The sequence below is a fragment of the Pseudoxanthomonas sp. 97-1-1 genome, assembly GCF_057773125.1.
The window spans coordinates 954,085-978,381 of record NZ_JBYMTJ010000002.1 but is presented as its reverse complement, the minus strand read 5'-3'; the positions used below and the strand labels follow the sequence as shown (position 1 = coordinate 978,381).

Genomic DNA, 24,297 nt, shown 5'->3' with positions numbered 1-24,297 from the left:
TTGCCAGCACTTCCTCCGGAGCTAACGGAGGAAGAAAAGGATCGTCTGACCCGCGAGGGTTTGGCTGACGTCGACGCTGGGCGGACGATCCCGCATGAGGAACTGCTGCGATGGGTCAGAGGGCTGTCGAAGTCGTCTTGAGCGTACCCAATTGTCGTGGGGTCGCACCGGGGCTAGCGGCAAAGCGCGGCCCCAAACTGCACGCCAATCCTGTGACTTAGCCAGGATCAGCGTGAAAAGTCACAGGTTTACCGAGCCCGGTTGGTTGATCGGTAAATCTGTGACATTCCCAGAAGTGGTCTAGATCGGGAAATGTCACAGGTTTACCGGTCGGGATGTAACAGATATGCCGATCCCGCCAGTCCAGATATAGCCCGTTGATGTCTGACGCGCTGAAATCGCCCCATGCCTAAGTGATTGATCCACTTGGTTCTGGTGGAATGGATGGGGATGGTTGCTAGCCTTTCGGCGGACGACAACTTGCCTCGATGTTGATGAAGTGACGGCAGTTGCCCCGGATATTGTTGATACGCACACAACATGCCCCGCAGTCGACGGAAAAGCCTTTGGGGCAACTTGTCTGGTCCTTCAGAGGTCAGTCGGCTTCTCCGTGCTGAGTGAGGGTCTGCGCGGTTAAGCGCGTCGCGGGCTACACGCCCTTGTGCGATCCCGCAACGGAATGCGGGGTGGGTGCTGGCGGCTCACCACGCCGTTCTCGCAGTGCCGGTGCGGCGGGCGTTTGTTCAATCCAACACAGACGGACGGCCCTCAGGCGGCCGGATCCATCGATCATTTCCAGGATCGGCCACGCGGCGCGCGGAATGCTGGCATCGAGTTTGGCGCCCAGATCGACGTGCAAGCCGTGAGCGTAGGCCCGCGTAAGGATCTGGGCCAGAGCGTGGGCGAGATGCCCACGTCCCTGGATCTGATCCATCGCCGTGGAGCGGGCGGCCTGCAACGAGTAGGACGCCAGGACTGAGCCTGATGAACCCAAATGTGCGGTGGCCTGATCCAACAAGTGTCCGCAGAAGGTCGCAATGTGCGCATCCACTGTGGAGAGGTTGAGCCACATGGCCGAGCCACTCTGGTCACGGGGTTTGATGAAACAGTCCGGTCGCAGGAAGACGTTCTCCCGCAACGTGGCATTGGCTTCAAGCGCGTTGGCGTCCACCAACTCGAATGGCGTCCGACTTTCCGGCGGCAGCGTCTCCACCACGGCTTTGGTGACCTCGCACAAGAGCGGATACATCGTCGCAGGCAGCGGTGCCAGAGTCAGGGGGCGTTCGCCGCCCCAGCAGGACCAGCCCCAGAAGTGCCGCGGCGCCGGATCGGCGCTGGGTCCACTGATGATCTCGATCTCAGGAGTGGCGTTGGTGTCGATGTGTTGCAGGCGCGTGGGTGGGGCGGCCAATTCCGCGAACCCTCGGTCCCACTCCGTGCAGTTGGCCGGAACGCAGATCCACCGTGATGCGCGCCGACGTTGCGCCCATGCCAGGTAGTCCTCCAGCCAGGCTTTGGCCTTGTCCGTGGGGAAGTCCCACATTTGCACGCTGGCCTCGAGAGGATCGAATGGGTCATGCCCGCATGCGCAGACGCCCAGACGGGCCTGGTCATCAAAGCGGGCGTGATAGGGCGCATCGCAATTTGGGCAGGTGTGGTCCAGCGGCAGCCGGTGCCAGGGGCAGTGCGTGATGGAGGGCAACTGGAACAGCGCGCAGTGGTAGCCGTGAGCCGCGCATTGTTGGCACTGTCGCAGCGGGCGCGGCCGACGTCCGAACAGATCACCGGTTTGCACCGGCGACCAATGCTGCGGGTTCCAGTAGGCGGCCATGTTCGTGTGTTGCAGATGCAGGCGACGCAGGAAAGTGGACCTGGCCTGGGTCGGCGTCTGCGTGGCCAGCAGCACATCGGTGACTTGGCGATTGCGGAACCCTAGTGTGCTGGTGACCTGCGAGGGCAGGGGCGTGGCCAGGCGGGTCACGCGATGGACTAACCCGAATCCGGACAGATACGGGTAGGGCTCCACCTCGGCCCCCAGCGCGGCCGGCAAGGCCGGCCGCGTGTGGATGATCTCAGCCCAGCCCATTACGCGGCGTCCTGGTCCAACGGCTGACGCAGGCTGTCCGGCAGGCGGATCCGCGCCCGCACGAACTCCAGGCGCAGATAGCCGGTGGCCAACAGGGCACTGCGCACCTGTTCGGCGGTCAGCGCCTTGAAGCCTTCCTGCCGGGCGGCCACCTCGGACAACAGGTAGTGCACGACCAAAGTGAAGGTGGCCATCGGCCAGGCCTCGCTCTCCGGCAACTGATACGCCTTCCTCAAGGCCTTCATCTCCGCCACGATGAGCCCCGCCTCCGAGGCCAGCGTCCAGCCCCGGTCGACAGCCTCGCGCGCGAAGTACCGGGTGAAGGGCATGTCCGGGGTGGGCCAGGTCACGCTCTTGTCGTAGCGCGAGAGCGCATGGGCAATCTCACGCAGCCCCATCAACGGCTGGAACGGCATGGTATCCATGAACCAGCGACGCACGGTGTGGGAGGGACGGTCCAGCCAGTCATCACCGATGTCCACGCCTTCGGCATCGCTTTGGCGCACCAGCACCAAGAACAGGCTCAACCTGTCATCGGCCAGTTGCGCGTCCAGGTCTTCCAGGTACTGGAACTCGCCATCAGTGATGCGCTGGGCGTTGTCGATGAACAGCACCATGCGCCGCACACGTGCCTGCCCGCAGCGCGTGCGGATGAAGTTGCGCATCCGGTCCTGGGCCAAGGTGGGCTCTACCCGCAGCGCGGTGGAGACGTTCAAGCGGTGGTTCATCACGCCCCAGAAGGCGCGATCGCTGCGGCGCGGGCCGCTGGGCATCAGCATGCGGGCCGCCACCCCGATGGGCTGCTTGTCCGGCCCGATGAGCCAACGCGAGGCGTTATCGGTCAGGTACTGCTGCGCGGTGGATTTGCCCAATCCCCCGCCGCCGTAGGCCGAGCAGCCGTGATGGCCCTGGCTGATATTGGTGACGATGAAATTGGCCAGGCGCGTGGTGGGCATGGTGTTGATCTGGTAGCCGTTGGTGATGAAGATCGGATGCGGTTCGTCGGACATCGGGAACTCCGGCAAGAAGATAAAAAGGCAAGCAACAGGGCCGTGCGAGGTCATCGTCGACTCAGTCGTCATCGAGGCTGATCCAGCCGCCCGGCGGCACGCGGGGGGCCTGATGCAACACCAGGGTTTGCCCCGTGGGCGGTTTGCCTGCGTGCAGTTGCTCCATGCGCGCCAGTTGGTCCACCGCTTGCGACGAGTTGGTCGCCTGCGCGCGCAGGAAATCCACGTACGCCTTCACCGCGCAGTCCGCGCCGGCGATCGAGAAATCCCTGCGCAACTTGGACCACTGCATGACCAGCTTGCGCGTGGTCTCATCGTGGAGCGTGCGATTCCACGGAGCGGCCGCACGCACCACGCACATCGGGGCCGTCACCGAGCGCATCAGCACGATCGTGCGCAGATCGTGGCGGTCGACCCGGGCCAGGACCCGCTGGCCGATCATTTCCCATTTGCTGTCTAACTCAGTGCTGCGATAGCGCACGTAGGCGTAGTTCACGTGGGGCATCACGCCCCGGGCGCGATTGCCGTGCACGACCAAGGGGATCAACACACTGCTCATGGCCGCGGCATCGTCCCGTCCGCTGTCCGGGGCAAAATCGAATGCCCGGCGCTGCTGCATCTGCAGGAACTGCAGCGGCGTCAATTCGCCCAATGCCGGATGTGGGGTGGCATTGTAGTTGGCGATGATCACGTCCAGCAGTTCCTCGAACAGATGGAGCTGGATGGGGTGATCGCCCGGGGCGAAGTTGCTGATGCGGATCTTCTTCTCCCCCAGGCGCGTGGCCGGCTCGAAACCGCCGGGGACATCGCGCAGCGCACCTCGCTCCAGGCGAGAGAACAGCTGCTCTACGATCGGGCGCGAGCGCGGTTCGTGGGCCCGGCCAAAGATCAGCATGCCGCCACGGGCCCGGGTGATCCCCTGTTCCAGATCCGCCGCCAGATGCGCCTTGGCGTTGTCCATAGCCACCGAGCGCGAGCGCCAGCCACTGAGCACGCCCAGCAGGCCTGAGGGCAAGCCGGCGCCGGGCGCATAATCCAGGCCGGGAATGGTCAGCGTGCGGCGCTCCCACGGACGCAGGCTCACCGCCAGGCACGCGGCCACATCCAGGTTGTTGTAGGCCCGTCCCACCCGCAGCGTCCAGCCCACGATCGCCCGCGAGCTCACCTCGACCTCCACCAGCAGCCACATCGAGGTGATCTCGGCCTTGGCCACGCCCCCGTTGGGCAGGGCCACCCCCAGGACCGCTTCGATATCGATGCGATGGCCGTCCAGCTCGGTGCGGGTAAAGGGCGTGGACAGGAAGATGTCCTGCAGCCGGGTCACCTCCGGCACCTCGGTATCCCAATCCCCGCCCGTGACCTGCATCCGGCGGCTACGCAGGAAGCGAAGCAGGGCACGCCGGCCCTGGTCGGGCTGGTTGAGCGGATAGTGGTCGGCCAAATCCCGTCGCCTGAGTTCGGCCACGATCTGCTTGTGCAGACGCAAGAACACCTTGGGCGGGCGACCCGGCGGCAGGGGATGATCAAAATCGTCGACCCACTTTCGAATGGCTGGCTGTGCGCCCAGCAGGCGGGTCATGGCGTGGGCACCGGCCAGACGCGGCATCTGCGTGGCGCTCTCGCCCAGCGGACGACGCTGGTAGGTCCCCCATGGCACGCAGACCCGGTAGCCGTAGGCCTGGCCATCGGCCGCGATCTGCGGTGCCAGGGTCACCATGCTGCGCAGGCGCTTGCGGCAAAGATGGTGCATAGCGGCCGCGCGGGAGAGAGATAGCTCCCCGGTCAGCACGGCAGTGATGGCCGCACATGCTTCGCGGTAGCGCGCGCGCAGGCCTTCGGCCAACTCGTGCTCCACTGGGCGGTACCACTGCGTCAGAACCTGCGGGTCGTAGACCATGCTGGGCTCACGCATGGGGCACCTCCAGCACCGCATCCACGCCGCCGGGCTGGTAGTCGACCAGGCGCATGTTGCCCTCATGCACCATGGCCGCCACCACGGCCCGCACGTGCGAGGGTTCGTAGTCCAGCGCCTTGAGCAGGCTGGACAGGTTCATCCGCTCCACGTTGCACATCAGTCCCTCGATGCGGGCGCGGATCATCGAGCGGTTCAATAGCCGGCTGTACTGCCAGACCAGGGGCAACAATTCGAAGGCGGTGGCCAACCAGGTCCGGCTGGACAGCAACTCGTCCTCGGTCACGAAGTGCAACGTGATGCCCTGGCGCTGGGCGGCGGCCTCCAGAACGCCGCGATCGCGAATGGACAGCGTGCCCACGGTACTGCCGACGGTGCCGCTGTCGGGGATCACCAGATAGAACGCCTCCTGGCCGGTCTTGCTGCGCGTCCAGAAGGTGATGTCGATTTCGTGTTTGTCCGAGACCCTCAGACGCCGCGGACGCTCGATGTAGTGGCTCAGGGTGGGATCAAATTCCAGGCGCAGCGCCAGCGCCACGTTGACCATGTCGGCGATCATGGCAATGCGTTGGTTGCGCGGAGAGAAATAGACGAACACCTCGCGCCGACTGCGCTCGCCGCGCTTGAGCGGGCGAGGGTGATAGGGCAGGTGCGGCGTGGTGGCATGGGCCTGGATGGGCGCCGATTGGCTCGCTTTGGTTCCTGCGGTCATGACGGATCCTTGGCGCATCCGTTGCAGATGCGCGCATAGGGCTTGGCCGGCGCACGGCCAGCCAAGCAGTTCAGGGAATGGGCCTGCCGCCGAGGCAGACAGGCCGACGGACTAGCGCAGCGTGCGCAGGCGCAGGCGATAGCTCAGGATCTTGCCGGTGAGCCGGTCCTGATGTATCTCGAGCTCGTAGTGGTGCCCGCTGGGCAAATGCACCTGGGCCACACTGCATAACGGCGGGTCCTCTTCCAAGGCAGACGCCGCAGCGCAGGGTGCACGCCGCTGACGCCGACGCAGCGCGAGCACCGCCTCGGCCGTGTGGCCGCGGCGGGTCAGGGGATGGAGTTGGAACTGAGGCATGTTGGACACTCGGGTAAGGCTGCCGGTTGGCAGCAGTTGACCGTGCCCCGTGAAAGTGCCAAGCTCAGAAAACGCGATAGCTTCTGAAGTCTCGGCGGGACCCTTGCAGGGGTCCCGTTTCTTTTTGGGGTTCCTGGAACTGGGTTGTGATGGATTAGCGTTGGTCTATACGGCGTGCTCCTTGGGCCGGGATGGCCTGATCAACCAGGGATATGACCCGCCACGGGCGGGTAAACCAAACGTCTAGTTCTGTTGAGCGCCGCCGCCGGCAGCCTGCCCGCTCATGGCGGCGTGGCGCAGCTGCGCCAACCACAAGGCAATGTCTTTGCTCAGGGCGTACTTGCCGCGGCGGCCGGCAATGGAGAACACCGGCACGGGTAACCGCCCGCGCGCCAAGGCCTGTCTGAAGGCGTCCTGCGAGGAGTAACCCAGCGCCTGGCGCAATTCGTCTTGGCCCACCACCGGGCCGTACCGCTGCAGCAGACCTTGCTCAAACTCGTTGGCCAGTACCGTCAGAGGCTCGTTATTAGGCTCAGTCATGCCAGAAGCGTATCCATTGCCCCTGGCGCCGACCAGAAGTCAAACTGCGCCTCCGATTTGACTCGGTCCGCCGATGCTCCTACCCGATGGCGTCAAAGAGGTGCGTCTCTACAGCGCGGTGCGGGTGGCGACCGTGCTGCGGTGGGCCGCCAGTGATCAACCCCGCGCCCCGGCCGCCGCCTTGGGCGTGGTGAAAGTGGCCCGCTGGTTCGAGGGGCTGCGCGGCCATCTGGGGTCCCTCAATGCCTACAGCGTGGGCAAGAAACTGCAACCGGGCGCGTACACCAAACTCAGCCACAGCAACCTGTGGTCCAAGTACGCTGCAGGAAAACATGTGCCCCGCAAGCTGCTGGTCGAGGTGGAAGACAAGCTTCCCGGATCACGGCAGGTGGTGGACTGGCCGGGCTGGCGTGCGCTGGATGTGACGCAGCCGATCGGCACGCAGGCGGTGGCGTTAATCCGCACGCTCAATCCCCTCATTCAGACCGCCTGTTTTGACAAGGCTGAGCTGAAACTCGATTGTTATGTGTTGCGGACCAATACGGAAAAGCTGCTGAAAAAGCTCGAGCAACGCGCCGGTTGGGATGCGGTGGCCGCCGCCACCATTGTGCTTCGCCTGGCCCACGAGAAAGGCGATCAGGAGGGTGCCCACCGAGCTGGACGGAGCCTGTACCGCCTGCTACTGATGATGGCCGTGACCAGTTCTGCGTACTGGATCGCGCCTGAGGTTTTCGCCTACTTCATCCACTTCATCTTTCCGCTGGCCGCCACGAGTGTGGTGGCCTATGACCTGCACCACGACGCGATGTGGCAACGCACGCAATGGCTGTACGAGATGGTGCTGGAGCACGAGGATGAGGGGCGACCGCTGGCCGGTTTTGGCGCCGACACCCGTCGCCTGCGGCATGTCTTTTCACACAAGTATGGGTTCGACCTCATGTTCGGCTTTGCGCCCCGTCTGAAACACGTTGCGCCGGAGGTGGAGGAAAGCAAGCGACGCCCGCTCGCCAACGTCCAGGTGCTCTGGAACTGGGCTGAAGGCGTGCTCGCCCAAGGGCGCCGGGAACCGATATTCTCAAAGCGTCTGGTGCACAGATGAAAACATCGCGACCAGCCGTGAGCGATGGCTAGCGACGGCGACGCTGCTGCAGTGGGCTGATTAACAGCGCCCAGAGTGCCTCAGCTGCGCCCTCTTGGGAGAGCTTTTCCCGGGTGTTCCCCGAGAAAGACATGCCCGAGCTGGTGAGGTACAGCATCTGCTCGTCGGCTTCGACGGTGAGCCATTCGTTAGAGGAGTTGCTTTCACTGGTTTCGCCGTGGACGTAGCTGATTCCGCCGATCATGCCGCCCAAGTACACCGTGCCGCGGGCGACATCGGCGCCGTGCTCGTAGATCGTGGCGAAAAAACGATTGGCGTCGACCTGCCGAAACGTCCCCTGATAACCAGGGTTACGGGCCTCCAACTCGTCCAAGGAGTTCTGGAAGTAGCGTGCGATGTACTCGAAGGTTTGAAGCTTGAAGTGATCCTTATCCCGCTGGGAGAAGTTTTTCGCCAAGCGCAGGTTGCTGGAGCGCGGACCGCTGGCCGTTGCCGGCACCACCGGGGACACCGGCTCTGACGCCGTCACCGGCACGCTGGCAGGGGCCGACGGTGAGAGGCGACCGACTGCCCCACGCACGGCTTGGGCTACCTGCAAGAACGCCTCGTCTCGATCCGGCCACAACGTGACGGGCTTTCCATCCCGCGGCGTGGCCAGCAGTTGGCCAAACGGTGCCGGGTGCCAGTCGCAGGCACGCAAGATGACCGGAATGACGATCGCCTCGCCAGCCTCATGGCGCTGCAGAGCCCGTTTCATTTCGACTTCGTAGCAGTACTCGGAGGCGATGAAATCCGGGCTGACCAGCAACAGGATGATATTCGCGCTATTGATATGCGCATCGATGGCCTGCGCGAAGTGCTCCCCAGCACCGATGCGGCGGTCATGCCAGGCCTGGATGACGCCTTGGCGCTTGAGCATGGCCAGTTGGGTTTCCAACTGGTCTCGCAGTGCTTCATCGACGTGGGAATAGGAGAAAAAGACGGTGATCATGCGGTGCTCCGTGCGGCCAGTGACCGGCGTGTGCCGATTCTAGCCAGCGGACACCACGCCCGCTCACATCGGGGTTGTTTACACTCAACGCTCTCCCCGTATCCGACGTTTCCGAGGTAATTACCCCGCATGAGTAAACCCACCCTGGACTCCATCGCCACGGCCAGAGCAAAGCTTGAGGAAGAACTGCGCAAACTGGAGCAACAAGAAGCCCAGCTTCGTCAGCAGCAAGCCGCCGATGCCTTTGCCGAGGTCATGAATCTGCTGGGTCAGTACAGCCCTCATTTCAGCGCCAGGCAGAAAGCCGAGATCTTGGCGGCCGTCGGTGCCAGCAGTCCGGTCCGGGTCAAGAAGCCGGGCAGCAATCAGGAGGTGGCCCCCAAGTACTGGCTGCCGCACACACAGGAGACCTGGAGCGGGCGAGGGCGCCCACCGCGGTCCTTTACCGCATGGGAGGGCACGGCCGCCTACAAGGAATGGAAGGCCAAGCATCCCAACGAGAAGTTTCCCAAGTATCCGGGCGTCTAGCCCGAGCGCAGAGGCTTAGGTTGCAGCGCCTCGACGCTGGGTAACGCGGTCCAGTAGATCTGCCCGAGGTTGAACCACTGGCATGCCAGGCCTTGCGCCAATGCCGTGGGTGGTTGTACGGAAGCCGGGGTGAAGCCACAGCGGCCGTAGCGACCGGCCGCCACTGCCGCGGCTCGTCGCAGGATTTCCCCGTACATGCCTTCGCGTACCCGTGAAGCGGGTAGGGTGCCTTGGCGTGCCAACGTGGCGCCCTGGCGTACGGCTGCCCACGCGCAGTACCGCCATTGCGAAGCACTGAGCGACAGCCGTGAGAGGCGTTGGGCAAATGCCATGTCCTGCTGCCAGTGGGCATCGAACTGGCAGCGGGCCAGTTGCTCGGCGTAGAACGCTTGGGCCTCATCGTGCACCAGGCGTTGCCATAACGCCGTGCCCAGGGTCAGGACCAGATCATCGCGAGGCACTGAGCTCAGAAAATCCTCCACTGCCGGCAGCACGCTGTCGGCGTGATAGGCGTGCCAGGTCCAGCGCCATGCAATGCCCTCGATGGGGGTCTGGCGCTGGCCGATCGCAGAGCCCGATCCATCGCCAGGCAGCGCCACTATCTGGTGCGAAGCCAGGACCAGCAGGGCTTCCATGGCCAGGTCTGCAGTGGGTGCCAGGGCAAGCCGGTGCTGCTGTGCGTGAAGCAGGGCCCACAGGTACACGGAACCGGGCAACCCCAGGTCATCCAACGTGTGAGGCGTCATCTCGGCCGGCCGCATTGCAGGGATACTAAGATTAACTTAGTATCCAGCGACAGGCACTTCGGCCATCCTTTTCATAAGGATGTGACCCGAGGCCCGTGTGTCCGAATCAGCTGACAAGCGATCGAATTTCGCCAGGCGCCTGAAACAGGCGCGCCTGAGCCAAGGCCTGACGCAGGCTCAGCTGGGTATCCTGGCCGGTATGGAGCCCGACGTGGCAAGCCCTCGCATCAACCAGTACGAGCGTGGCGTGCATGAACCGCGCTCGGCCACGGCCAAAAAGCTGGCCGAGGCCTTGGGCATTCCGCCGGCCTTTCTGTACACCGATGACGATCTGCTGGCCAAGCTGTTGCTGCGGTGGGGATCGCTGACCAAGCAGCAGAAGCGCGAGCTAGTCAAGCTGGTCGAGGCCACGCCCGGAAAGTAGAAGGACCATCGCATCGCGATGATCCTGAGGAGGTGCCCCGTCGGGCACTCACTCCGCTAGCGTGCTCACTCACCGTATCGAGGCCCGACATTGGGTCGTCAGCTGCTGATGGCGCGAAGACTGGCTGCTAACGGAGGTCCAAAATTCTGGTCAGTGAATCGGATTGAACGATTAGGGATCGTTATCGGGGGTAGGGCGGACGGCGGCAGCCTACCCATTCAGTTAATACTTGGTGCTGTGTCGCGAGCACTAGCGATTGTCAACGGATGGACAGCATCAGCTGTCCTGTTGACCATGCGGGCAGGCCACGGCATCCACCTTGTTCATCGTCTACTCCATGTTTCCGGACAACTAGGTTTCCAGCTGCCTTTTGCTGACCGCGCCGGTGGAGCAGTGATTGAAGAAGAGATCACGCCCGAACTGATGCAGCACGTCTTCGCAACACCTTCACGCCAATCTAAACGCTGTACATATTGCACATTGCGTTCACGGGCCTGAGCGTTCTCTAGTAGCCAAGCCAACATACGGACAGGTTCCCATCCTGAAGGCTTTTCCGGTTCGGCCCTCACCCCACAAGCCGGAGTTGCATCATGAAAGCTCGCCACCTGTTCGTCCTCGCCGCCGTGTCCATCGGCGTGGTGTCCTTGTCCGCCTGTCGCGACAACCATAACGATGCTGACGTCATGGCCGAGACTTCAGACGCAGTCCCCGTCTTGAACACCGACCCCACCGATGAAACAGCCGAAGCCATGGCTGCCACCGGTCGACCCGACATCCAGCCATCCCTGGACGAGCGTAATGCTCTTGGCGTCTTGAACGCGATCAATGACCATGAAATTGCCGCCAGTAAACAGGCCCTCGCCAAAGGCGTAAAAGGACCTGTCGCAGCCTATGCGCAGATGATGATTGATCAGCATACCGAGAACCGAAAAAAGACATCCGCACTCAATCCGGAGAACGCGGCACCCGATGCAGATGGGCAACGCAAGAAGAGCGAGCGAGCGCTGGCCATGCTGAACGACAAGAGCGGCGATGTGTACTCCAAGGCTTATGTTGCTGCCATGGTGAAGGATCATACGGAAGCACTCGCGACGCTGGATGGAAAGCTGATACCCGCCGCCGGCCGTGCAGAGGTCAGGACACACTTGGCTGTGACGCGTGAGCATGTGGCCAATCACTTGGCGCAGGCCAAGCAACTGAATGGCGCGGCGAACTAGGCCAGAACTATTCAGGTCGTTCGCGTTGGCATCGTGAGTGCACGGTACCAACCGTCCACATGAGGAAGGATCAATCGGGCGTCTGCTGAAGGGATCCGACCACCAACGTCACTCCCCTGTGACGTTCCCTATGACACCCCGGTGCAAGGAACCCAGCTCAATGCAGGCAATCAAGGTCGGCTGTGCAGGCTGGTCCATTCCCCGCCAGAGCTTGGCACTGTTCGGCGAAGGCGAATCGATGCTCGCGCGCTACGCCACCCGTTTCGCAGTCGTGGAAGTGAACTCATCATTCTACCAACCCCACAAGCCGGCCACCTACGCGAGATGGGCCTCCTCGGTTCCGAGGGACTTCCGTTTCTCCGTCAAGATCCCCAAGTTGATTTCCCACGAACTCGCCCTTCGTCATTCCGCTCCGGCGTTGGACCGCTTTCTGGGCGAGACAGAAGCGCTTGGCAGCAAGCTGGGGGGCTTCCTTCTCCAGCTGCCGCCCAGCCATCTGCTCGACGCCCGTGTCGCGTCGACGTTCTTTCGCATGTTCCGCCATCGCTCGCAGGCACCGCTCGTCTGCGAACCTCGGCATGCCAGCTGGTTTTCCAGCAGCGCGGAGGCATTGCTGCAGCGGTACGGCGTCGGCCGCGTCGCCGCAGACCCGGCCCTGGTAGATGATGCCCGCCGCCCCGAAGCGGTGTCGCCTTGGCCATATTGGCGTTGGCACGGTTCGCCGCAGATGTACTACAGCGCATACACGGAGGACAGTCTGCAGCAGCTTGCCATTGCGGTCGTTTCCGCCAGATGGCCCGCCTGCCCGTGGATCATTTTCGACAATACCGCACACGGCCATGCGACTGGCAATGCGGCGCTCCTACAGGATCTGCTACGGACACTTTCATCGCCGCGGACGCCCGAAAATTCGCATGCCTGAAGGCCCATCCATCGTCATCCTGAAGGAGGCGGCCGCCCACTTCAGCGGCAAGACCGTCCGCAGGGCGTCGGGCAACAGCAAGCTCGACCTGAGCCGAATGGAAGGCGAGCGCGTTGTCGCGCTGCGCAGCTGGGGCAAACATTTCCTCATCGAGTTCCGTGATTTCAGCCTGCGTGTTCACATGCTGATGTTCGGTTCCTACCTGATCGATGAAGAAAAGCCGGCCAATCCTCGCATGTCCCTGTTGTTCGACAATGGCGTGCTGAACTTCTACGCATCTTCGCTCAAATACATCGAAGGGCTTCTGGACGATACCTATGACTGGCGCATCGACGTGATGAGCCCGGAATGGAAGCCACAGCTCGCCAGGACCAAACTTGAACTACAGCCTTCGGTACTGGTCTGCGATGCCTTGCTGGATCAAGACATCTTTGCAGGCGTTGGAAACATCATCAAGAACGAGGTGCTTTTCCGCGTCGGCGTCCATCCTGCCAGCGAGGTGGGGGCGCTCCCGCCGCGGAAGCTCGGCCAAGTGATAGTGCAGGCTCGCCAGTACAGCTTCGAGTTCCTTGAATGGAAGAAGCAGTTCGTCCTTCGCAAGCACTGGCTGGTGCATACCAAGTCCACATGCCCCCAATGCGGCCAGCGCATCACAAAAGAATACCTGGGCGTGCGCAAACGGCGATCATTTTTCTGCACGCGTTGCCAGACACTCTATTGATTGGAGGCGGGGAGAGCGCAGCTTTCGGCCTGCTAAAAAGGGCCATTTGGATGCTGCCGGTAGCCAATTGCTGAAGTGTCAGCCGTAGCTTCTAATGCAGCACTAGGCTCATCCTTTCCAGGAGATTCAAGAGCAAACTCTTTGCGTTAGCGCAGGACCGGGTCTAGACGACGATGGATGGCGGTAGCCGCGATGGCTGCATGGCCGAAGGCCACGGATATCTGGTTCAGATCCGTAGCCACATCGCCAATGGCGTAGAGATCCGGCCGCGACGTCTGCAGATGGGCATCCGTTAGGATCGCGCCGTCCTTTGCCATCGTCGCGCCGGCCATGGCTGCCAGATTGCTGCGCGCGGGCGCCCCCATAGCGGCATAAAGGGTATCAAACCGATGCGTGCCGCCCGCCACGTCGCTCGCTTCACAGGTGTCGTCCCTGCAGGAGAGATGGTGCAGTTCGGGGAGGACCTGGATGCGAAGTTCGGCCGCACGGCGCAACGCCTCTTCTCGAACCTCCGCCAGGACAGGCACGGAATCTGACAAGGGAACCACGCTGACGCGAGACGAGAAAGTGCGCAGAAAGCAGGCGTGCTGGATGCTTTGCACCAAGGGTCCCACAACCCCGATGTTCTGGTCCGTCGCCTCATATCCGTCGCAGATTGCGCACAAGCGGATCAGTCCGCGCGCTATCGCATCATCAATGGATCCGTCTTGCAGGTCAGGAACCCGATCCCGAACACCGGTGGCCAGTACGACACTTCCCGCATGCCAGGTCTGGTTTTCATCACGGACTTGCCAGCCATTGGGGCTAGCTGAGATTCCAACAACGCGTCGTTGCACGGGAGCAACGCCATAGGTAAGCGCCTGCTCTCGCAGTTTGTGGAGGAGTTTCTCACCAGAGACGCCCTGAGGGAAACCGGGACAATTGTGAGTCTCCGGGATCCAGCGGGCCCTGCTGAAACCATCATCGAAGAGCCGCACACTTCTATGGAATCGGCGCAGGTATGTGGCAGCCGTAAGTCCTGCAGGGCCGCCACCTACGATGATGCAATCAAGTCGGGCATGGCCGCCATGGTCCCCTCCCTCGGGGTCGTAGGTGGAGGCCGTCGTTTCTGCGCGTTTGAGTCTCATCCTGGCTGCCCTATATGTTGACGCGTCAAAGCGCTGTGGCCGAACCAGAGAGCGTGCTCCAAAGAGAACTGCATGGAAGCGCGTCCCGTTCCAAGCTAGCCGCGCAGTGCATTGGCTAGATGGTGCGATGTGGGGCCTTTCGAGCGCGAAACTTTCTCCGGGGTGCCTTCCGCCACGATCCGCCCCCCTTGTTCGCCGGCCCCGGGCCCGACATCGATCACCCAGTCGCTGTCGGCGACCACGCGCATGTCGTGCTCCACCAGGATGACGGTGTTGCCGGCGTCGACCAGGCTGTGCAGCTGCGTCATCAGCTTGTCCGTGTCGGCGGGATGCAGGCCCGTGGTGGGCTCGTCCAGCACGTACAGCGTGTGGCCGCGTTGGGCCCGCTGGAGTTCGCTGGCGAGCTTGATGCGCTGGGCCTCGCCGCCGGAGAGTTCGGTTGCCGGCTGGCCGAGCCGCAGATAGCCAAGCCCGATGTCCTGCAGCAGGTGCAGCGGTCGCCAGACCGAGGCTTCCTCCCGGAACAGGGCCGATGCTTCGTCGACGGTCATCGCCAGCACCTGCGCGATGTCCTTGCCGCGCCAACGGACCTGGAGCGTCTTCTCGTTGAAGCGGCTGCCATGGCAGGTAGGACATGGCGCGTAAACGCTGGGCATGAAGAGCAGCTCGACATGCACGGAGCCCTCGCCCTCGCACGTCGGGCATCGTCCCTGCGCCACATTGAAAGAGAAGCGGCCGGCACCGAACTTCCTGGCCCTGGCCGCGGGAGTGGCCGCAAACAACCGGCGGACGTGATCGAACAGGCCGGTGTACGTGGCCAGGTTGGAACGTGGTGTACGGCCGATGGGTTTCTGGTCCACGTTCACCAGGCGATCGATCGCGGCCGCGCCCTCCACCAGCCTGCCGGACGCGCGGGCGGATTCCGGGGGCTGCCGCGGTTCGATGTCATGGTCTTCGGCAACGGGTTCATGGCCCAGATGGTCACTCACCAGTTCGACCAATGCCTGGCTCACCAGGCTCGACTTGCCGGAGCCCGAGATCCCCGTCACCGCGGTCAACGCGCCCAGCGGAAAACGGACGTGGATGCCATGCAGGTTGTTGCGATGGACCTCCGCAAGCCCCAACCATCCCGAAGCTTCGCGGCGGGTGCGCGGCGTCACCGCAACGGTGGGGAACAGGTAGCGTCGGGTATGGGACTCGGCCACCTGCTGCAAGCCGGCCGGCGGGCCGCTGTAGAGCACGCGTCCCCCATGTTGTCCCGCGCCCGGCCCCACGTCGACCAGCCAGTCCGCGCGACGCAGCATGTCCAGGTCGTGTTCGACCACGAACAGGGTATTTCCGGCCGCCTTCAACTGGTCGAGGGATTCATGGAGTGCATCGGCATCCGCCGGATGCAGGCCGGCGGTGGGTTCGTCCAGCACGTACACCACGCCGAAGAGCTGGGAGCGGATCTGGGTCGCCAGCCGCAGTCTCTGCAGTTCGCCGGCGGACAAGGTGGGCGTGGTGCGATCCAGCGACAGGTAGCCGAGGCCCAGGGCCTGCAATGCGGCGATCCGCCTGGTCAGGTCCTGTGCAATGCGTGCCGCCGCGATGCGCTTCTCTTCGGACAAGTCCGGCGTGCGGCGTACATCCGTGCTGCCGGCGTGGGCCAGGCCGCCTTTGGCCACGCGCTGGGCGGTATCGTGTCGGCTGGCTGCCTTGCTCCGCGTACCCATGCGGGCGGGTCGGGAAAACTTCCCCAGCGCCGCGGGCGCCAGCGTCTGGGCGATGCGGTCCAGTGACAAGTGGGAGAGCGTTCCGATGTCCATGCCAGCGAAGGTCACCGACAAGGCTTCGCGCTTGATCCGCCGCCCCTTGCACACGGGACAGGGGGCACCGGTCATGAAGCGTGCCACGCGCTTTTTCATCTGCGCGCTCTGCGTGGTGGCAAAGGTATGCAGCACGTACTTCCGTGCGCCGATGAAGGTGCCCATGTAGCTGGGCTCGGTCTTGCGACGCAGTGCGGTGCGCGTCTCCGCCGGCGTGAAGCCGGGATAGACCGGCACGGTCGGCTGTTCGTCGGTGAACAGGATCCAGTTGCGATCCTTGCGAGGAAGCGTCCGCCAGGGCGCGTCGACGTCGTAGCCCAGGGTGACCAAGATGTCGCGCAGGTTCTGGCCATGCCAGGCGGGGGGCCACGCTGCGATCGCACGCTCGCGGATGCTCAACGAGGGGTCGGGCACCATCAGTTTCTCGGTGACATCGTAGACGTGGCCCAGGCCATGGCAATGCGGGCAGGCACCCTGCGGCGTATTGGGAGAGAAGTCCTCCGCATACAGCATCGGCTGGTTGGCGGGATAGGTGCCCGCGCGGGAGTACAGCATCCTCAGCGAACTGGAAATCGTGGTGACACTGCCCACCGTGGAACGCACGTTGGGGGTGCCGCGCTGCTGCTGCAGCGCTACCGCGGGCGGAAGTCCCTCGATGCTGTCCACGTCCGGCACGCCGGCCTGGTCGATCAGGCGGCGCGCATACGGCGACACCGATTCCAGATAGCGACGCTGCGCTTCCGCGTAGAGGGTGCCGAAGGCAAGCGATGATTTGCCGGACCCCGAAATGCCGGAGAACACGACCAGCGCATCGCGCGGCACATCGACATTGATGTCCTTGAGGTTGTGTTCGCGCGCGCCCCTGACACGGACGAAGCTGTCAGGCGGGCGACGGCCTGCTCGCTTGCGCGCAGTCATGCCGCGGCCCCTGCCAGCGTGCGGCGTGGCTTGCCGCTCCGTGCCGCTTTCGATGGCGACGGACCGAATGCTTCCAGCAGACGCGGCACCTGCGCTGGCAGTTCGCGCGCCAGGAAACCAAGGCTGCCCTGTGCTCTGGCAAGCGCCTCCCCGGCACGGCCATGCAGGTACACCCCCCAGACGGCGGCCTGTTCCGCGCTCGCGCCCCGGGCGGCCAGCCCGGTGATGATGCCGGCGAGGACGTCACCCGAACCCGATGTTCCCAGTCCGGGTCCGCCCCCGGTGTGCCGCCACAGGCGTCCATCCGGAGCGGCGATCAGCGTCTCCGGCGCCTTCAGCACGACGATCACCCGCGCATGCGCCGCGAATTCCCGTGCCAGTTCCGCAGGCCGCGCGTGCACGTCTTCGATCGGCGTGTCCAACAAGGACGCCATCTCGCCGGCGTGCGGCGTGATGACCGGGGCAGACCGGAATCCATGCACGTGCTGAAATGCGGCGATGGCACCTGCATCGGCGACCACCACGCCCGCGGCATGCCGGGACAACCGGGCGACAAGGTTGCGCAGGGTCGGCGTGTCGTCCATGCCGGCGCCGATCAGGAGCGCGTCGGCGCCGGCGCATGCCTGCTCGAGCGCCGGCGACGAACGGCAACCGCCGCTGCGCGTCGTGGACAGCGGCGTTACCTTGGCCTCCGGAACGGCAAGTGCAAGGCCCGCTGCCACGCTGGCCGGTGTGCCGATCTGCAGCTTGCCCGCGCCGGCACGCAATGCCGCTTCGCCGGCCAGCAGCGCGGCACCCGGTACGTCCGGCGAGCCGGCAACCACCAGCACGCGGCCACGATCTTCCTTGCTGCGGATGGCGTCAGGCGCGGGAAGTGGCCAGGCACGCAGCAGCCTGGCATTGACGGGCACCGGTGCGTGGACACGCTTCATTTCGGGCCTGCGGGTGCATCTGCCGCGACCGTGACGGTGGCGTGGTCTTCCAGTTCCGGAGGCACGTAGTTTGCCCGCCGCAGGGCGAAGCGCTCGCCTTCGTGTCCCTGCACGAAGCCGTATTCGGTGATCGAGCAGTTGGGAACATCCGCCAGCCTGTCGATCTCCAGGATGGCCTTCTCGTCCATGCATTCGAGCAGGTAGCGGAAGCAGTTGACGATGACCTGGTGCGCCACGATCACGACACGGTCGCCGACGTGGTCGCGCCTGAGCACTTCCACCACGCTGCGCAGGCGCAGGATCACGTCGCACCAGCTCTCACCACCAGGGGGGCGGAAATAGAACTTGCCTACCAGTGCGCGTTGCTCGGCCAGCTCGGGAAAGGTCGCCCGGATACCCTGGCTGGTATAGCGGTCCAGGATGCCGAACTCCTTCTCGCGCAGACGCTCATCCAGCGAGATCTCATCGGCATCGATGCGCAGGCGCGTCGCGATCGCCGCACACGTCTGGTACGACCGCACGAAGGGCGAACTCATCAGGTGGGTGGGGCGCTCGTCAGCCGGCAGCGCGTCGAACCATGCGGCCAGCGCCTGCGACTGCTGTTCACCCAGTTCGGAAAGCGGTGTGTCGGCATCGCGGTGGGCGAGATCGATCAACGTGGCGCCGGCGAGTTCGGCCGCATCGCGCGCGACGTTGCCGGCACTCTGCCCGTGGCGGATCACCCAGAGGCGGGCGGGCCAATCCGTGTGCTGGAGCTTCGGCACTGCGCTTCCCTGATGCTGGATGGGAGGCTCAGCGTACCGGGAGCGGCGTGAAATCTTTGGCGACGCCCGTGCATACATCCCACAGATCCATCGTAACGATGATCCATGAGCCCTATGAGGTGACTTTCAGAGTACGCCTTGGCGATCAACAACCATCGCCCGCGTCCAGAATCGCGCTTCAACGACCATGTTATGCAGCCTCATGGACCTGCATGTGCCTGAGCCGTCCGGCGGCGGGGTTGCCCACCGGTGGCGCCGTGCTCCGACTCGGGATCATTGCGCTCTTCATTCGTCCGCTTGCCCGGGTTCTCTCCTTGCACGGTAGGCGCGGTGGGCCGTCGCGGTTTCTCGAATACATTGGGCTGGTGTTGTGTGGGTCTAGAGTTCTTCATAACCATGTCTGGACTTCCGAAAGACAATCCCACGTTGCTCCCGTCGCCGTGTGCAGACCGTGAGGAAGATGACTCCGGAAACGAAAGCCGGAAACGAGTCAATGCACGATGGTGAGCGCGAGCTTGATCTTTGGGAATCCGTGGTAAACGTTGCGCGCTCGTGAGCAGAAAATTGGCTTATTTTCACGTGCACGCATAGCAGTTGCGTTCACTGTCACTCCACTGATGCCAAAGGCTTCAGTTTCCCCAATCGGTTCATTACGCTGGAGTGACATGCAATGAGCGACATCAAGAAAGACCACAACATTGGTGCGGGTACCGGCGCCGTCGGCGGTGCGATCGCGGGCGCCGTGGCGGGCACCGCCGTCGGAGGCCCCGTCGGTACGGTCGTTGGCGCAGTGGCGGGCGGTGTGCTGGGAGCGAAGGCAGGCGATTCGCTCGCAGAGTTGGTGAATCCGACCGAGTACATCGCCAACTTCGAAGGCCAGTATCGCCAGACGCCGTACTATACGGAGGGTCGAGAGTGGGATGACTACCGTCCAGCCTACAAGTACGGTTACGACACGTATGGCGAATACAGCGGCCAGAAGTTCGAAGATGTCGAAGGCGAGCTCGAACGTAAATGGGCAGCCACCCGCGATAGCTCGCGCCTGGACTGGCCACAGGCGAAAGGTGCCGTCAAGGACGGTTGGCACTATATCGAGCGCAAGCTTCCGGGCGATTTCGATCGGGACGGCCGCTGAGCTCCCTCGGTGAAAATCCGACGCGACGATGGATCAGTCGCGGACACAGGCACTTCATGCTATGGAGTGCACTCCACTGAAAGTGGCAGCCGCCACGGATGATTTCCCATGACTACTCCACGCGAACAACAGGGCAATCGCCAACTGCAACCCGGGCAGAATCCGAACGAACCGCATAAGGCACCCAGTCGCAAGGACAGGGAACCGGGCGAATAAGATGAGTGATCGAAGCCCCCGTACAACGGGGGCTTTCTCTTACACGGATTCTTCCCGTGCAAAGGAAGTCGGACAATCTCGCCGCAGGATGCCGTCTGTTCCTATTGCGGTCACCCACCCGACGAGGCAAGCAGTGGATAGGGATTGATGGCGGTTCCTTCCCACCAGCGACGCTCTGCCCCCAGCACGAAGATGGCGAAGTGCAGGTGCGGAGCGTCCGGGCTCGCATTGCCGGTGCTACCAACATATCCGATCATCTGTCCACGCTTGAGCGGCTGTTTTTCTGCAAGACCGGCCACGTACCCCTGCAAATGGGCGTAGTAGTAGGCGTACTTTCTCTGGGGATCAAACTGATAGATCGTCAAGCCGCCGCGTTCGCTGTAGAACAGCTTTTCCACATGCCCGTCCGAGACGGCGAGTACGGGGGTGCCCGCGCTCGCCATGATGTCGATGGCATCGTGCAAACGGCCCTCGCTGCGCGCATCGGTGAAAGTGTCGGCCAGGTCGGAAGCAACTTTGCCTTGCACGGGGATGAGCAATCCAGGTGACGTCTTCTCGCGCAGGGAGAACGGCGCGTTGGAGATCGGCAAGGCAGGGGGAGGCAGCATCTCGGGGACGACGGGATGCGTGGCTTCCAACGGCGTCGCGTTGACCGCCGACGAGGCATTGGCAGGCGGTACCGTGAGAGCTTGCGATGCTGCCGTCATTTCTCTATCGGGGGTGCGCGAGATGTCAATGCCGCGGTAGAGCGCCACACCCAGGATCACCGCCGCGATCAGCGCCAGCAGGTATCTCATGCCTCACTCCTGCATGACGACAACGACGTCGGGCCCGATCGCCGCCGCGACGCGTTCGACATCCCAGTTGGTGAGACGAACGCAGCCATGTGACTGGGTCTTGCCGATGCTGGCAGGCTCCGCTGTGCCATGCAGGCCGTAGTGTGGCTTGGATAGGTCGATCCAGCGCGTGCCGACCGGATTGTTCGGTCCGGCAGCCAATGTGGCTCTGGCATGTGTGGGGTCCGCATCCCAGAACAGGGCGGGATTATAGTGGAAGGTTGGATTGACCGCGGTGGCCACGATCTTCCACTCGCCTAGGGGCAGCGGATCGTGCTGGCTGCCCGAAGACACGGGGTACTGCGCGAAGGGGTTTCCTGCGGCATCAACCAGGGTAAGGGTCGAGTCGGACTTGTCCACCACCACCTTGGTTGCCTTCGCCGGAGCTGCGACCCCCACGACGTTGGGCACTTGAAGCTGCGTGCCGGCCTTGCTGAAGTCTGCCGTGGGATTGAGCTTGCGGAGTAGGGCCGGGCTGGCGTGGAAACGTTCACCCAGTGCTTCTTCGATGGATTCGAAGCCAAGAGATTTCAGCTTGCCTTGCTCCATCATGTCTTGGGGCAGCGAGGCGTAGTTCTGGCCCACGTCTTCGACCGTAAGGGCGTACGCCACCAGCACGGGGGCCATGTCCGCATTGAGTGCGGCCCAAGTGCCAGCGTCCAAGTCGCCGGTCACTGGAAGCGCCTTGGCCTGTTGGTAGCCACGAACGGCGCGCCGCTGGTTGGAGCCGGCAAACCCATCGATTTCGCCTGGCGAAAAGTGAGCGCGATCCAGCAGCACCTGGGCACGCAGCTGACCTGCGGCACCTACGGTGGTGTCGAGTTCATTGGCTGCCACGGCGAGTGGACTTTCCGCAGCGTAGGCGGTCATCGTGCTCAATAGAGCAATGACCAGCGGAAGCGACAGACAGCGGGGAATGCGCGTCATGAATGATCCAGAGGAAACAAGAGATGCTTTAAAGAATGCGCGAGAGGCATATTTGCTCCGTGAAGGCGGGTAGGGTGCGTGGCACGAAGCCCGCCGAAACCTGAGGCCGCACTCAGCGCGGTACTGCGTCGTGTGCCCCCGGGTAGTCTTGTTCCGGATCGGGTTTTGGGCTGTCCCGATCCTGGAGTTGATCGTGGTCCTTCCAGCGTGCTTTCTCGTTCCTGTGCTTGTCGGGCGTGTCCGCCTTGGCGCTGTCGCTGTGAGCGTTATCGCGATGCGTGCGGGTCCGATTCATATGGGTGCCTGCATTCATTAGAGCCCGGAATGGGCGTATACGCATTGAGCATGCCCCAGCGGTTATCGCAACGTGATCATGCCGCGTGTTCGTTCACGACAAGCTCACTACCTCGGTCATAACAATCCGGAACAGCAACATTGAGGTTCGGCATGAGCAGTGAGACAGAATCGACTCCGCAGACCGGCCGGCTGGCAAGGCGCGCCACCATTCTGCAGTTCCTGTTCCGCTACCGGAAATCCGGGGTCTTCAACGGACTGGCACTGGACGCGGACCTCGAACAGGAGGACGTAGCCGAGGAAGGCAGCCCGGAACGTTTCGCCGACGAGCTGGAGGCGATGGGTCCGACCTTCGTGAAGCTTGGCCAGATGCTCTCCACGCGCCCCGACTTCGTGCCACCTGCGTACGCCGCCGCCCTGGAGAGGATGCAGGAAAACGTCGCGCCGATTCCTTACGATCTGGTGCGTGAACAAGTCGAGGATGCGCTGGGTGTGCGGATCAGCAAGGCTTTCGAAGCCTTCGATGAAACACCGTTGGGATGCGCGTCGCTAGCGCAGGTGCACCGCGCGACCTTGCGCGATGGACGCGAGGTCGCGGTCAAGGTCCAGCGGCCGGGCGTGGCGCAGCAACTGCTTAGTGACCTGGAACTGCTGCGGGGCGTCACCGACGCCGCGGATCGCATGACCGAGCTGGGCAGGCACGTGCGCTTCTCCGAGTGGTTGGCGGAATTCTCACGTTCGCTGATGGCGGAACTGGACTACATTGCCGAGGCGGAGAACCTCGAGCGGTTCCGCCAGCACCTGCTGCCATTCAAACGGCTGTGGGTACCCGCGCCGATCTGGGACTACACGAGCAAGCGTGTGTTGACCATGGAGCTGGCCCAGGGCACGCGGGTCGACCAGATCACCGGTTTGCGCCGCACTGAGGAGTCGATGACACCCTTGGCAGAGGAGCTGCTGCGCGGCTATCTGGACCAGATCTTCGTGCATGGCGAGATCCATGCCGATCCCCATCCCGGCAACCTGCGCGTCACCGATGACGGACGCTTGGCGATCTTCGACCTGGGCATGGTGGCCAATGTCCCTCCGCGTCAGCGCGACCGCTTGTTGAAGCTGCTATTCGCCGCCGTGGACGGCAGGGGCGAGCAGGTCGCCGAAGAGAGTATCTCGCTGGGAGTCCGCCTTGATGACTACGACGAACCGCGCTACCTGCGCGAGGTAGGGCAGTTGATCTCGCGGTACAGCGCGCACCAGGCCTCGATGTCGGAGGGCCGTGTCGTCCTGGAACTGGTCCGCATCGCGACGCAGTGCGGTCTGCGTACGGCGCCGGAACTGAGCTTGCTGGGCAAGACGCTCTTGAATCTGGATACCGTGTGCCATGCATTGGCCCCCGGGCTGGACACACAGCGGCTGGTGGAAGATCAGTTGCAGCACGTGATGCGTGCGCGCCTGCGCAAGTCGCTGTCCTCGCCCAATCTGGCCAGCGAGATGATGGAGGTGCAGGCGCTGATGCGCGACGGACCGCGCAAAGTATCCGATATTCTGTCGCTCGTCGCTGAGAACCGCTTGCAGATGCGCGTCACCGGATTGGAAGAGTCGCGGTTGATGGAGAACCTGCAGAAGATCGCGAACCGCATTTCGATCGGGGTAATTACCGCAGCACTCATCATGGCCTCGTCGCTGATGATGCGTGTTTCGACCCCGCACACGGTGTGGGGATATCCCGTAGTGGCGTTGGCATTGTTCCTGGTCGGCGTAATGCTGGGCTGCGGGATCGTTATCAGCTCACTGCTGAGCGATCACCGTGCGCGCAAGCGGGAAGAGGCCGGGCCACGGTAGCGCCGTCGCCATTACGATGGGCGAGGCAAGCATTTCATTCACTTCGCGGGTCAGGTAGGGGGTTCTGCGCAGGCCGGACAAAGGTCGGGGGAAAACCTGGGTGGCGTCGCGTGTCTGCGAATGGCTGCACGACCCGACCAGTGAGTCTTTCGGGATGGTGGGCTGCGGCGTCAGCGCCCTGCTGGCGTTTTCGTCGTACACAGACCCCCGGAAGATGGGGGAACTGAGGCTGCCGA

Annotated in this window: 21 protein-coding genes and 1 pseudogene; 8 read left to right on the top strand and 14 right to left on the bottom strand. The window is 63.4% G+C overall.

Annotated elements, in window-relative coordinates:
* Positions 1-649: 649 nt before the first annotated feature.
* The 6 genes from AC3DET_RS11805 to AC3DET_RS11780 form a co-directional block, all read right to left on the bottom strand.
* The gene (locus tag AC3DET_RS11805) at positions 650-2,086 is read right to left on the bottom strand and encodes a hypothetical protein (protein ID WP_488391699.1); all 1,437 of its coding nucleotides are present in this window, start codon (positions 2,084-2,086) and stop codon (positions 650-652) included.
* Positions 2,086-3,096, bottom strand: a complete 1,011-nt coding sequence (locus tag AC3DET_RS11800) for a P-loop NTPase family protein (protein WP_488391698.1) — start codon at positions 3,094-3,096, stop codon at positions 2,086-2,088. Before AC3DET_RS11800 ends, AC3DET_RS11805 begins: the two co-directional genes overlap by 1 nt.
* Positions 3,097-3,157: 61 nt before the next feature.
* Positions 3,158-4,993 (bottom strand): hypothetical protein, encoded by a 1,836-nt coding sequence (locus AC3DET_RS11795; protein ID WP_488391697.1) that lies wholly within the window; start codon positions 4,991-4,993, stop codon positions 3,158-3,160.
* Positions 4,994-5,000: 7 nt separating this feature from the next.
* The gene (locus AC3DET_RS11790; protein WP_488391696.1) at positions 5,001-5,720 is read right to left on the bottom strand and encodes a hypothetical protein; all 720 of its coding nucleotides are present in this window, start codon (positions 5,718-5,720) and stop codon (positions 5,001-5,003) included.
* 111 nt (positions 5,721-5,831) lie between these two features.
* Positions 5,832-6,077 carry a hypothetical protein gene (locus AC3DET_RS11785; RefSeq protein WP_488391695.1) on the bottom strand — a complete coding sequence of 82 codons (246 nt, stop codon included), beginning with the start codon at positions 6,075-6,077 and terminating at the stop codon, positions 5,832-5,834.
* Between the two features lie 243 nt (positions 6,078-6,320).
* Complete coding sequence (locus AC3DET_RS11780) at positions 6,321-6,617, bottom strand: hypothetical protein (RefSeq protein WP_488391694.1); 297 nt, start codon at positions 6,615-6,617, stop codon at positions 6,321-6,323.
* Between the two features lie 73 nt (positions 6,618-6,690).
* Here AC3DET_RS11780 and AC3DET_RS11775 point away from each other — a divergent pair, with 73 nt between their 5' ends.
* Positions 6,691-7,716 carry a hypothetical protein gene (locus tag AC3DET_RS11775; RefSeq protein WP_488391693.1) on the top strand — a complete coding sequence of 342 codons (1,026 nt, stop codon included), beginning with the start codon at positions 6,691-6,693 and terminating at the stop codon, positions 7,714-7,716.
* Between the two features lie 28 nt (positions 7,717-7,744).
* Here the strand turns inward: AC3DET_RS11775 and AC3DET_RS11770 are convergent, their stop codons facing one another.
* On the bottom strand, positions 7,745-8,707 hold the full coding sequence (locus AC3DET_RS11770) for a toll/interleukin-1 receptor domain-containing protein (protein ID WP_488391692.1): 963 nt from the start codon (positions 8,705-8,707) through the stop codon (positions 7,745-7,747).
* Between the two features lie 129 nt (positions 8,708-8,836).
* Between AC3DET_RS11770 and AC3DET_RS11765 the strand changes: the two genes are divergently transcribed.
* Positions 8,837-9,235 carry an H-NS family nucleoid-associated regulatory protein gene (locus AC3DET_RS11765; protein ID WP_488391691.1) on the top strand — a complete coding sequence of 133 codons (399 nt, stop codon included), beginning with the start codon at positions 8,837-8,839 and terminating at the stop codon, positions 9,233-9,235.
* Here AC3DET_RS11765 and AC3DET_RS11760 read toward each other — a convergent pair.
* Entirely contained in the window at positions 9,232-9,951 is a 720-nt protein-coding gene (locus AC3DET_RS11760; protein WP_488391690.1) for a hypothetical protein, read from the bottom strand. The two genes, AC3DET_RS11765 and AC3DET_RS11760, sit on opposite strands and share 4 nt — an antisense overlap.
* A 127-nt stretch (positions 9,952-10,078) precedes the next feature.
* On the opposite strand from AC3DET_RS11760, the gene AC3DET_RS11755 reads away from it, so the two are divergent.
* The 4 genes from AC3DET_RS11755 to AC3DET_RS11740 all read left to right on the top strand — a co-directional run bounded on the left by AC3DET_RS11755 (position 10,079) and on the right by AC3DET_RS11740 (position 13,265).
* Positions 10,079-10,405 (top strand): helix-turn-helix domain-containing protein, encoded by a 327-nt coding sequence (locus tag AC3DET_RS11755; protein WP_488391689.1) that lies wholly within the window; start codon positions 10,079-10,081, stop codon positions 10,403-10,405.
* A gap of 590 nt (positions 10,406-10,995) precedes the next feature.
* Complete coding sequence (locus AC3DET_RS11750; RefSeq protein WP_446539133.1) at positions 10,996-11,622, top strand: DUF4142 domain-containing protein; 627 nt, start codon at positions 10,996-10,998, stop codon at positions 11,620-11,622.
* A 160-nt stretch (positions 11,623-11,782) separates the two neighbouring features.
* A complete protein-coding gene (locus AC3DET_RS11745) occupies positions 11,783-12,544 on the top strand; it encodes a DUF72 domain-containing protein (protein ID WP_446539134.1) in 762 nt (253 codons plus the stop codon).
* Positions 12,537-13,265, top strand: a complete 729-nt coding sequence (locus AC3DET_RS11740) for a DNA-formamidopyrimidine glycosylase family protein (protein WP_446539135.1) — start codon at positions 12,537-12,539, stop codon at positions 13,263-13,265. Before AC3DET_RS11745 ends, AC3DET_RS11740 begins: the two co-directional genes overlap by 8 nt.
* 146 nt (positions 13,266-13,411) lie before the next feature.
* Here AC3DET_RS11740 and AC3DET_RS11735 read toward each other — a convergent pair whose 3' ends face one another.
* The 4 genes and pseudogenes from AC3DET_RS11735 to AC3DET_RS11720 all read right to left on the bottom strand — a co-directional run bounded on the left by AC3DET_RS11735 (position 13,412) and on the right by AC3DET_RS11720 (position 18,814).
* The gene (locus AC3DET_RS11735) at positions 13,412-14,392 is read right to left on the bottom strand and encodes an NAD(P)/FAD-dependent oxidoreductase (protein ID WP_446539136.1); all 981 of its coding nucleotides are present in this window, start codon (positions 14,390-14,392) and stop codon (positions 13,412-13,414) included.
* 95 nt (positions 14,393-14,487) lie between these two features.
* Positions 14,488-17,118: an excinuclease ABC subunit UvrA gene (locus AC3DET_RS11730; RefSeq protein WP_488391688.1), complete on the bottom strand. Its 2,631-nt coding sequence runs from the start codon at positions 17,116-17,118 to the stop codon at positions 14,488-14,490.
* Positions 17,119-17,189: 71 nt separating this feature from the next.
* Positions 17,190-18,050 (bottom strand): annotated as a pseudogene (locus AC3DET_RS11725) (NAD(P)H-hydrate dehydratase); the annotation flags it as partial.
* The gene (locus AC3DET_RS11720) at positions 18,047-18,814 is read right to left on the bottom strand and encodes a histidine phosphatase family protein (RefSeq protein ID WP_337731980.1); all 768 of its coding nucleotides are present in this window, start codon (positions 18,812-18,814) and stop codon (positions 18,047-18,049) included. The gene AC3DET_RS11720 and the pseudogene AC3DET_RS11725, both read right to left, overlap by 4 nt.
* Before the next feature lie 670 nt (positions 18,815-19,484).
* Here AC3DET_RS11720 and AC3DET_RS11715 point away from each other — a divergent pair.
* Entirely contained in the window at positions 19,485-19,949 is a 465-nt protein-coding gene (locus AC3DET_RS11715; RefSeq protein ID WP_337731979.1) for a hypothetical protein, read from the top strand.
* Between the two features lie 326 nt (positions 19,950-20,275).
* On the opposite strand, the gene AC3DET_RS11710 is transcribed toward AC3DET_RS11715, so the two are convergent.
* Together AC3DET_RS11710 and AC3DET_RS11705 are read right to left on the bottom strand one after the other, a co-directional pair.
* On the bottom strand, positions 20,276-20,962 hold the full coding sequence (locus tag AC3DET_RS11710; protein WP_446539138.1) for a M23 family metallopeptidase: 687 nt from the start codon (positions 20,960-20,962) through the stop codon (positions 20,276-20,278).
* Positions 20,963-20,965: 3 nt separating this feature from the next.
* Positions 20,966-21,871 carry a L,D-transpeptidase family protein gene (locus AC3DET_RS11705; protein WP_446539282.1) on the bottom strand — a complete coding sequence of 302 codons (906 nt, stop codon included), beginning with the start codon at positions 21,869-21,871 and terminating at the stop codon, positions 20,966-20,968.
* Between the two features lie 504 nt (positions 21,872-22,375).
* Between AC3DET_RS11705 and AC3DET_RS11700 the strand changes: the two genes are divergently transcribed.
* A complete protein-coding gene (locus AC3DET_RS11700; protein ID WP_337732221.1) occupies positions 22,376-24,061 on the top strand; it encodes an ABC1 kinase family protein in 1,686 nt (561 codons plus the stop codon).
* Positions 24,062-24,297 lie beyond the last annotated feature (236 nt).

Coding starts and splice junctions, on each gene's coding strand:
- AC3DET_RS11805 (WP_488391699.1), bottom strand. CDS start 2,086: ATGGGCTGGGCTGAGATCATCCACACGCGGCCGGCCTTGCCGGCCGCG.
- AC3DET_RS11800 (WP_488391698.1), bottom strand. CDS start 3,096: ATGTCCGACGAACCGCATCCGATCTTCATCACCAACGGCTACCAGATC.
- AC3DET_RS11795 (WP_488391697.1), bottom strand. CDS start 4,993: ATGGTCTACGACCCGCAGGTTCTGACGCAGTGGTACCGCCCAGTGGAG.
- AC3DET_RS11790 (WP_488391696.1), bottom strand. CDS start 5,720: ATGACCGCAGGAACCAAAGCGAGCCAATCGGCGCCCATCCAGGCCCAT.
- AC3DET_RS11785 (WP_488391695.1), bottom strand. CDS start 6,077: ATGCCTCAGTTCCAACTCCATCCCCTGACCCGCCGCGGCCACACGGCC.
- AC3DET_RS11780 (WP_488391694.1), bottom strand. CDS start 6,617: ATGACTGAGCCTAATAACGAGCCTCTGACGGTACTGGCCAACGAGTTT.
- AC3DET_RS11775 (WP_488391693.1), top strand. CDS start 6,691: ATGCTCCTACCCGATGGCGTCAAAGAGGTGCGTCTCTACAGCGCGGTG.
- AC3DET_RS11770 (WP_488391692.1), bottom strand. CDS start 8,707: ATGATCACCGTCTTTTTCTCCTATTCCCACGTCGATGAAGCACTGCGA.
- AC3DET_RS11765 (WP_488391691.1), top strand. CDS start 8,837: ATGAGTAAACCCACCCTGGACTCCATCGCCACGGCCAGAGCAAAGCTT.
- AC3DET_RS11750 (WP_446539133.1), top strand. CDS start 10,996: ATGAAAGCTCGCCACCTGTTCGTCCTCGCCGCCGTGTCCATCGGCGTG.
- AC3DET_RS11745 (WP_446539134.1), top strand. CDS start 11,783: ATGCAGGCAATCAAGGTCGGCTGTGCAGGCTGGTCCATTCCCCGCCAG.
- AC3DET_RS11740 (WP_446539135.1), top strand. CDS start 12,537: ATGCCTGAAGGCCCATCCATCGTCATCCTGAAGGAGGCGGCCGCCCAC.
- AC3DET_RS11735 (WP_446539136.1), bottom strand. CDS start 14,392: ATGAGACTCAAACGCGCAGAAACGACGGCCTCCACCTACGACCCCGAG.
- AC3DET_RS11730 (WP_488391688.1), bottom strand. CDS start 17,118: ATGACTGCGCGCAAGCGAGCAGGCCGTCGCCCGCCTGACAGCTTCGTC.
- AC3DET_RS11715 (WP_337731979.1), top strand. CDS start 19,485: ATGAGCGACATCAAGAAAGACCACAACATTGGTGCGGGTACCGGCGCC.
- AC3DET_RS11710 (WP_446539138.1), bottom strand. CDS start 20,962: ATGAGATACCTGCTGGCGCTGATCGCGGCGGTGATCCTGGGTGTGGCG.
- AC3DET_RS11705 (WP_446539282.1), bottom strand. CDS start 21,871: ATGACCGCCTACGCTGCGGAAAGTCCACTCGCCGTGGCAGCCAATGAA.
- AC3DET_RS11700 (WP_337732221.1), top strand. CDS start 22,376: ATGAGCAGTGAGACAGAATCGACTCCGCAGACCGGCCGGCTGGCAAGG.